General features: G+C 62.2%; 6 protein-coding genes. 4 read left to right on the top strand and 2 right to left on the bottom strand.

Going from position 1 to position 8,221, the window contains the following annotated elements; genetic code table 11:
- From EPO09_RS00865 to EPO09_RS00850, 4 genes are all read left to right on the top strand, one after another.
- Positions 1–727: TRAP transporter large permease subunit (locus EPO09_RS00865; protein ID WP_290639248.1), on the top strand; the 727-nt coding region annotated here is incomplete at its 5' end.
- Positions 728–1,011: 284 nt separating this feature from the next.
- Positions 1,012–3,639, top strand: a complete 2,628-nt coding sequence (locus tag EPO09_RS00860) for a zinc-dependent metalloprotease (RefSeq protein ID WP_290639246.1) — start codon at positions 1,012–1,014, stop codon at positions 3,637–3,639.
- 96 nt (positions 3,640–3,735) lie between these two features.
- On the top strand, positions 3,736–5,913 hold the full coding sequence (locus EPO09_RS00855; protein WP_290639244.1) for an ATP-dependent DNA helicase: 2,178 nt from the start codon (positions 3,736–3,738) through the stop codon (positions 5,911–5,913).
- Entirely contained in the window at positions 5,910–6,632 is a 723-nt protein-coding gene (locus EPO09_RS00850; protein WP_290639242.1) for a glutamine amidotransferase, read from the top strand. The genes EPO09_RS00855 and EPO09_RS00850 overlap by 4 nt, the downstream gene beginning before the upstream one ends.
- Positions 6,633–6,634: 2 nt before the next feature.
- Here the strand turns inward: EPO09_RS00850 and panC are convergent, their stop codons facing one another.
- A complete protein-coding gene (gene panC, locus EPO09_RS00845) occupies positions 6,635–7,510 on the bottom strand; it encodes a pantoate--beta-alanine ligase (protein ID WP_290639240.1) in 876 nt (291 codons plus the stop codon).
- Between the two features lie 23 nt (positions 7,511–7,533).
- Positions 7,534–8,221: 3-methyl-2-oxobutanoate hydroxymethyltransferase (gene panB / locus EPO09_RS00840; protein ID WP_290639239.1), on the bottom strand; the 688-nt coding region annotated here is incomplete at its 5' end.

Here is an 8,221-nt window from a genome sequence, read left to right as displayed (position 1 = left end):
CGCAGCCATTGTGGCCATCTATGAATTCGCGCTGGAAACCAAGCTCAACGAAATCACGGCGCCGACCATCATGCCGGTGCTGCTGATCCTGATCCTGGTCTACGACAAGATGACCAACAAGGGCAAGGCCGAGCTCACACCTGATTACGCCAGCCATCGTCAAGACGGCGTTGAAACGTCAATCCGCTATGCCACGAATGAGACCATCGGTCACATTGGCGCCCTGCTCAGCCTGATGACCCTGTCGCTGGCCATGGGTGGCGTGATCGAACGCTCCGAAGTCATGGGCTTCTTCCCCAAGGTCTTCGAGAACCACTGGACGGCCATGGCCTTCCTGGTTGTGACCAAGGTGATTCTGGGCATGATCATGGATCCGTTCGGCGCTGTGGTGCTGGTGTCTGGCACCTTGGCTCCGATCGCCTACGCCAACAACATCGATCCGCTGCACTTCTGGATGATGACCCTGGTCGCGTTCGAACTGGGCTACCTGCTGCCGCCTGTGGCGCTGAACCAGCTGCTGACACGTCAGGTGATCGGCGAAGAGGAAGTGACGGAGGCCGACGAAGAAGTGAAGCACATGGGCTTCTACCGTCGCTACGAGCGCTGGATCCTGCCTTTGGCCGTGATCACCGTGGGTCTCGTGGTGGTGTCCTTCGGCCCGCTGCTGATTCATGACTACCCTGGCCTGGCATTCGTGAAGGACTGGTTCCCAGCTCCTACGCAGTAATACGGCAAGCGCTTAAGCGAATATGAACCCGGCTGAATGCACCGCATCAGCCGGGTTTTTTCTTGGTTTCTGGCAAGCAATGGCACGGTGTGTCAGTGGTATGGTCCCAACCCATGACGCGATATGCCCACCCCTCCCTGACTGCGAACAACAGGCGGCAACCCGTCTTGACCTGGGCGCTCAGGCCCATGGTCCAAGCGGTTCTGATGACCCTGACGCTCAGCGCTTGCAGCACGCTCAACAGCAATGGGCCCATGAAGCCTGGCGCTATGCCAGGCCCCACCATGAGCAACGGACAAGCGACAGTTGCGTCGGCGCCGTCTCCGGCAATGATGGCAACAGCCAACGCCAGCGCAGCAAGTCCCCAAGCCCCTCAGCAGCCACCTTTTGAGGCCGTCATCAAGGGCGCAGAACGCCAGGACGGTTTGCTGCCGATCTGGAAGCGTCAGGAAAAAATCTGGATCGAACTTGCACCGAACGCATTCGGCAAGTCATTTTTCTTGTCTCCCAAGCTGGCGTCGGGCATCGGTGAAGCCGGCGTGTTTGGTGGCCTGATGCAAAGCCGCTGGGCACAGGTTGGCCGACCACAATGGGTCGAGTTCCGCAAGGTTCAACAGCAGGTTCAACTGCTGGCCATCAACAGTGCTTACACCGCGCAGAAGGGGTCACCCCAGGCTCGTGCCGTTCAGGCAGCGTTCTCCCCCAGCCTGCTGGGCAGCGTGCCTTTGGCCAGCGCGCCGAATGCCAAGTCTGGCGCCGTGCTGATCGAGGCCAACGCCCTACTCTTGAGTGACCTGCTGGGCGTCGCCCAACACCTGCAGCGCACCTATCGCCAAAGCTATGGCTTGGACGTGCGCAACTCCTCCTTGCAGGAGGCGCGCTCGCAAAACACATCGCTGGTGTTTGAGGTGTCCCAGCATTTCGCCACGGCCGGGATTGCAGCCGGCCCAGCCTTGCCTGGCATGCCCATCTCCTCGGTGCCGTTGTCCGTGCCTGATCCTCGCAGCATGTTCATCACCGTGCACTACAGCCTGTCGGCCCTGCCTGACAAGCCCATGAGCACGCGTGCGGCAGACCCGCGCGTCGGTTACTTCACCACCACCGTGGCAGACTTCACCGACGATCTGGCTCGCACGCCACGCCAGCGCTACATCAACCGGTGGCGATTGGAAAAGAAGGATCCTGCTGCGCCACTGTCCGAACCGGTACACCCCATCGTCTTCTGGCTGGATCCCAGCATCCCTGAGGCCTACAGACCCACTATCACGGAAGGGATCCTGGAATGGAACAAGGCTTTTGAAGCCATCGGATTCAAGAACGCGATCGAGGTCAAAACACCGCCGACCGACAAGCCCTTCGACACACTGGAAACCGGTCACACATCCATTCGCTGGATGACCAACAGCGGCCCACTGTTCGGGGCGATTGGCCCGACTCATGTGGATCCGCGCACAGGCGAGATCCTCGATGCAGATATCGCGCTGGAAAGCCTGTCTTCGCGGGCGATCCGAACTGTACGCAGCCAGTTCATCGCGAGCAACAACACAACGCAAGCCGATCACATGCCTGCTGATGCGTGCCAGCACGGCCAAGAAGCGGCTGAGCAGCTCGGGCTCGCGCTGGATGTACTGGAATCACAGGGCGTACTCGATCCGGACAGCCCTCAGGTCAAGGATTTTGTGCTGGCCTACCTCAAGGACACCACCATGCATGAAGTCGGGCACACGCTCGGCTTGCGCCACAACTTCAGGGCTTCGCGCTGGCACTCCGCACAGGAGTTGACCGACCCGGAACTGACCCGCACCAAAGGCAACAGCGCCTCGGTGATGGACTACGCCCCGATCAACCTGCCCATGCCCGGTCAGCGCGCCGGCATGCCCTTCCAAACCACCTTGGGTCCCTACGATTACTGGGCCATCGAGTATGGCTACAAGCCTCTTCCAGACGATCTGACCGCCGCCAAGAAAGCACTGCAGGACATTGCCCTGCGCAGTGCCGATCCAGCACAAACAGATGCACTGGCGTTTGGCACAGATGAAGACAACGCCTTGGGCCTGGACCCCCAATCGCTGGTCTTCGATCTGGGCAATGACCCGGTTGCCTTCGCCCGCACCAGGCTGGCCATCGTGCACGATCTCTTCCAGCGTCAAAGTGCGCGCACCTTGACGCCCCAGGATGACGTGACCTTGCTGCGCCGCAGCGTGGGTTACGGTCTGCGTGACATGGCACGAACCAGCCAGATCCTGTTGCGCCAGGTGGGTGGCGTGGTCACGCGCCGCGACGCGCCAGGCAGTGGTCGAGATCTTCTGGATCCCCTGCCCTCTTCGCAACAGCGCGCTGCACTGGACCTGCTGATGAGCGGCTTCCTGTCGCCTCAGGCCTTGAATCTACCGCCTGCGCTGCTACGCCGCCTCGCGCCTGACTACCTGGATCGGCAGGAAGGTGGCGACGGTCACACGCCGGTGCCTACCGACTTCTCGGTAGCTGAACAAATGCTGGTACTGCAACGCGACGTTCAGGCTTACCTGATGAGTGAAGCCTTGGCTGAACGCCTGCTCGACAACATCGACAAGACGCGCGACAAGGACAAACAACCGCTGACCTTGCGCGAACTGCATCGAGCCTTGATGGAAGTCGTCTGGTCCGACAAGGATCTGCCTGCGGGCACCGAAAGCGCCCGCCGCAATCTGCAACGCGATTACGTCAACCGACTGGCTACATCGGTGGTTCGAAGCACCAGTGCACGGGCCGATGTGCGCGCCATCTTGCGTCAACAGGCTGTGAAGCTCCTGGCACAAATCAAGTCAGAGCGCGGCGGAGATCCCAACAGCACGGCCAACGCACACCGTCAGGACTGCATCGAGACGCTGAGCAGCGCCTTGCAAGCCAGCGTGGTTCGCGCGGCGCCCTGATCGACAGGCTCTCCACGCCCCTCAGTTCGATCATCGCCCGCCCATCAGAGGGGCGGAAAAGCCTGCGTCCCGCCCTGACAATAGCGGGACGCCAGCTTGAATACCGATATGGACCTGCCCACCTTGTTTTCCGAATCAGGCCCGCTCGCGCGTGCCTTTGACGGCTACCGTGTGCGGACCGAACAGATTGAAATGGCACAAGCCATTCAGGAAGCGATCCGCCAGGCCAGCACCGTGGTGCTGGAGGCCGGCACTGGTGTGGGCAAGACAGCCGCCTACCTCGTGCCGGCTTTGCTTGAGGGTGGCAAAGTCATCGTCTCGACCGGCACCAAGGCGCTGCAAGACCAGCTCTACCACCGCGATCTGCCCGCCGTGCGAGATGCCCTGGCCGTCCCCATCAAGACGGCTTTACTGAAAGGCCGCAGCAATTACTTGTGCTGGCACCATCTCGATCGCGCCAATCAGGACGCCACCTTGCTGGCGAGCAAGCAGGAAGTGCGCGACCTCAGTGCCATCAATCGCTTCATCCACCTCTCGCCCACGGGCGACAAAGCCGAGTGCACGCAGGTGCCAGAGCACGCCACGATCTGGGCGCGCGTCACGTCCACACGCGAAAACTGCCTGGGCAGCGAATGCAAGCACTACAACGACTGCTTCGTCATCAAGGCGCGCCGCGAAGCGCAGGATGCCGATGTGGTCGTGGTCAACCACCACCTCTTCTTTGCCGACCTGATGCTGCGCGAAGAAGGTGTGCCCGAGTTGCTGCCCAACGCGCAGACCATTGTTTTCGACGAAGCGCACCAGTTGCCCGATACGGCCACCTTGTTCTTCGGCGATTCGATCTCGACGGCGCAGTTGCTGGATCTCCTGCGCGACACGCTGGCCACAGGGCAAGCGCAAGCACGTGATGGCGCGAATTGGAACGATGTGCTGTCACCGCTTGAGCGATGCACACGCGATCTGCGGCTGTGCTTTGGCCCGCAGATGCAGCGCATGGCTTTTGCACAACTGGGCGATGACCACCCCCTGCACGCCGCGCTGCTCAACCTGCGCGAAACGCTGATGCATGTGCGCGAGGTGCTCGACAGCCAGGCCGAACGCAGCCCCGATCTGGCCCAGTTGCATCGCCGCAGTGATGCGCTGATGCAGCGCCTGTGCGCCTGGGGCGCCCCCGAGCGCAGCAGCGAGCCCGAGTTGTGCTGGGTGGATGTGGGCACGCATGGTGTGCAACTGCACCGCACGCCGATCTCCGTGGCCGATGTGTTTCGTCGGCAGCGACTCGGATTAGGCCAGGACAAGATCGAGATGGCGCCCGATGAAGAGCCCGATGAGGATGACGTCGAAGGTGCACTGGCACGCAACGCCGAGTTGGAAGAGCTGCCCTGGGATGACGATGGCCCCGCTGGCGATGATGAGGAAGATGACCTGCAGTCCTTGATGGCCGGGGCCGACAACGCCGGAGCGCCAACGACAAACTCAGGCAAGGCGAATCAAGCGGCTGGCAGTGTGCCAGGTGTGCCGCGACGCGCCTGGATCTTCACCTCGGCCACATTGGCTGTGCGCAAGGACTTCGGCCACTTCACGCATGCGCTCGGCCTGGACGACGCCGCCTGCCACTCGTGGTCCAGCCCGTATGACTACGCCAACCAGGCGATGCTGTATGTGCCGCAAGCCATGCCGCAACCTTCAGACCCTGGCCACACAGACGCCGTGATCGATGCTGCGCTGCCCTTGATCCGCGCCAACCGTGGCCGCGCCTTTGTGCTGTGCACCAGCCTGCGCGCTGTGGCCAAGGCGACAGAGCGGCTCAAGAAGCTATTTGGCGAATCGGGGGATCCCTTCCCGGTACTGCAACAAGGCGATGCACCGCGCCCCACCTTGCTGGAAGACTTTCGCCGCGCGGGCAATGCCGTTCTGGTGGGCAGCCACAGCTTCTGGGAAGGCATCGATGTAAAGGGCGATGCACTGACGCTGGTCGTGATCGACAAGCTGCCCTTTGCACCGCCAGATGATCCCGTGCTGGCCAAACGGCTGGAGTTGCTGTCGCAGCAAGGCGGCAACCCCTTCATGGAGCACCAGGTACCGCAAGCCATCATTGCCTTGAAACAAGGTGCGGGCCGCCTCATTCGCGGCGAAACCGACCGCGGTGTGCTGATGATCTGCGACACACGCCTGATCGATAAGCCTTACGGCCGTCGGATATGGCAGAGCCTGCCGCCCATGAAACGCACGCGCGTGGAAAATGAGGTCGTGGCATTTCTGGAGACGCTATGACCCGCATTTGTCTGGCCTTGCAACACGTGAGTTTTGAAGACCTCGGCTCGCTCGAACCGGTGCTGCGCGCATCGGGCTTCTCGATTCAATATCGGCAAGCCGGCGTCGATGATCTGGCCAACCCCCAGGCTCAAGCCGAGTGGGCTCAGGCTGATCTGGTCGTGGTGTTGGGTGGTCCCATCGGCGTGTATGAATCGGACCGCTACCCTTTCATCACCGATGAGCTGGCCAGGGTGCGAGAGCGCCTGCAGTCCGGCAAGCCACTTGTAGGCATCTGCCTGGGTGCGCAGATGATCGCAGCGGCCAGTGGCCAGCGCGTCTACCCCGGCCCGGCCAAGGAGATCGGTTGGGATGCCTTGCAACTCACGCCGGAGGGCGAAGCCTCGTGCCTGCAAGCCTTGTCAGCCTGCGAGAACCAGGTGCTGCACTGGCACGGCGACACCTTCGATCTACCGGAAGGCGCCACCTTGCTGGCCTCAACCAAGTTGGTGCGCCATCAAGTGTTCAGCATCGGCAAGACCGTGCTGGGCCTGCAATGCCATCTGGAAGCGCAAGGTAAGCAGATCGAGCGCTGGCTGATTGGCCACACCGCCGAGCTGACGGCTGCAAATATCGACCTGGCCAAGCTACGCGCAGACAGCGTGCAATGGGGCGACAAGCTGGAACAAGCCGCCCAAGCCGTCTTTCTCAACTGGCTGATGGGCGCAGGGCTGGCCTGATCTCAGAGTTCCAGGTTGTCAATCAGGCGCGTCTTGCCCAATCGCGAAGCAGCCAGACTGACCAAGGGCTCGCCTTGCGCCAGTTCGGCGTCAGTGGCCGGCAGCAGATCACGCTGGCGGCGCACCATCACGTAGTCGGTCTTCCAGCCACGTGCATCGAGGGCGGCCACGGCCTGCCGCTCGATCTCGGCGACGCGCGCCTGGTTCAAGCCGCCAGCACTGCGCGCACCATTGACCTGCTCTTTCACGGCGCGCAAGGCGGTGATCATCTGCACGGCTTCAGCGCGCTCGGGTGCGCTGAGATAGCCGTTGCGCGACGACAAGGCCAGGCCGTCATCGGCACGCAAGGTCTCGCCGCCCTGGATGGCGATGGGCAAGCCCATCTGCGCCACCATGTTGCGAATGATCATGAGCTGCTGGTAGTCCTTCTTGCCGAAGACACCAATGCGAGGTTGCACAAGGTTGAACAGCTTGTGGACCACGGTGCACACGCCCGTGAAGAAGCCGGGGCGGAAGGCACCTTCCAGAATGTCAGCCAGTTCGGTGGGCGGCACCACCTTGTAGCCTTGCGGCTGGGGATACAACTCGGCCTCAGAGGGCGCAAACAGGATGTCGCAGCCGGCTTCTTGCAAGAGCTTGGCGTCGCGCTCCAGGGTGCGCGGGTAGGTGTCAAAGTCTTCGTTGGGCCCGAATTGCAGGCGGTTGACGAAGATGCTGGCCACGACCGGGCTGCCGCTGCCGGCCACCAGTTGACGGGCCTGGGCGATCAGGGCCAGATGGCCTTCATGCAGATTGCCCATGGTGGGCACGAATGCGGGTGCAGAAGGATGCGAAGCCAACTCGGCACGCAACTCGGCCACGGTGTGGATGATCTTCATAAACAGCTCAGCAAAGAAATCAATCAGTAACCGTGCACGGCTTCATCAGGGAAGGAGCCATCCTTCACCGCGGCCACATAACGACGCACGGCGTCTTCAACAGAGCCACCCTCGGCCATGAAGTTGCGCACAAAGCGCGGCAGCTTGCCTCGGGTCACGTGCAGCATGTCGTGCAGCACGAGCACCTGTCCGGCTGTACCCTGCCCTGCGCCGATGCCAATCGTCATCACGCCAGGGTTGTCGGATTGCACATCGCGCGCCACAGCTGACGGCATCAGCTCCAGCACCATCATGGCCGCACCGGCATCCGCCAGTTCGCGAGCGTGCTTGCGCAAGGTTTGCGAGCCGGCCTCGTCACGGCCCTGGATGCGGTAGCCACCCAAGGCGTGCACGCTTTGTGGGGTCAGGCCCAGGTGAGCACAAACGGGGATGCCGCGCTCGGTCAGGAAGTGCACGGTCTCGGCCGTCCAGCCGCCGCCTTCGAGCTTGACCATGTGGGCCCCCGCCTGCATCAGCGCCACACTGGAACGCAGGGCCTGTTCGCGGCTTTCCTGGTAGCTGCCAAAAGGCAGATCACCGATCACCCAGGCGGTGCGATTGCCTCGGGCCACACAGCGCGTGTGATAGACCATGTCATCGATGCTCACAGGCACGGTGCTGCCGTGGCCCTGCACCAGCATGCCCAGCGAATCGCCCACGAGGATGGTGTCC

It is taken from the genome of Aquabacterium sp. (assembly GCF_004297345.1).
Lineage (GTDB): Bacteria > Pseudomonadota > Gammaproteobacteria > Burkholderiales > Burkholderiaceae_C > Aquabacterium.
Note: the sequence above shows the minus strand (reverse complement) of the source record. Positions and strands in the feature narration are given on the sequence as shown.

Coding starts and splice junctions, on each gene's coding strand:
- EPO09_RS00860 (WP_290639246.1), top strand. CDS start 1,012: ATGAGCAACGGACAAGCGACAGTTGCGTCGGCGCCGTCTCCGGCAATG.
- EPO09_RS00850 (WP_290639242.1), top strand. CDS start 5,910: ATGACCCGCATTTGTCTGGCCTTGCAACACGTGAGTTTTGAAGACCTC.
- panC (WP_290639240.1), bottom strand. CDS start 7,510: ATGAAGATCATCCACACCGTGGCCGAGTTGCGTGCCGAGTTGGCTTCG.